A 551-nucleotide genomic window follows, 5' to 3' on the forward strand; every position below is an offset into this window, starting at 1 on the left:
GTCTTCGCCTTCGACAGCGCGGTCTTCCACCGCTGGGAGCCCTGAGCGCACCGGGCCCGCTCCCGCGCGTTGACACCCCAGACACGGACGGGATCAGGCAGGCATGTATCAGAAGAAGCTCGGCAGCACGGGGCTGTTCGTCTCGGAACTCTGCCTCGGCACCATGACCTTCGGCGGCGGGGCCGGGATGTGGCGCCAGATCGGCGCCCTCGACCAGACGGAGGCCGGGCGCCTCGTCGGACGGGCGCTCGAGGCCGGGATCAACTTCATCGACACGGCCGACGTCTACGCGGAGGGGCTCTCGGAGCAGATCACCGGCCAGGCCCTGCGCGACCTCAAGGTCCCACGCGACAGCGTCGTCGTCGCCACCAAGGGCTACGGGCCGATGGGGTCGGGCGCGAACGCCAAGGGCGCCTCGCGCCTGCACCTGATCGACGCCTGCAAGGCGAGCCTCAAGCGGCTCCAGCTCGACCACATCGACCTCTATCAGGTCCAGAAGGCGGTCAGCGGTCGGGTGAACGTATCGGCCATTTCCGACGTGCGAACACTCG

General features: G+C 69.0%; 1 protein-coding gene. It reads left to right on the top strand.

What is annotated here, in order from left to right:
• Nucleotides 1-103 precede the first annotated feature (103 nt).
• On the top strand, nt 104-551 hold a 448-nt coding region (locus I53_RS11135; protein ID WP_043350503.1), incomplete at its 3' end, for an aldo/keto reductase.

This window comes from Methylobacterium sp. B1, from assembly GCF_000333255.1.
Classification (GTDB): Bacteria; Pseudomonadota; Alphaproteobacteria; order Rhizobiales; family Beijerinckiaceae; genus Methylobacterium; species Methylobacterium fujisawaense.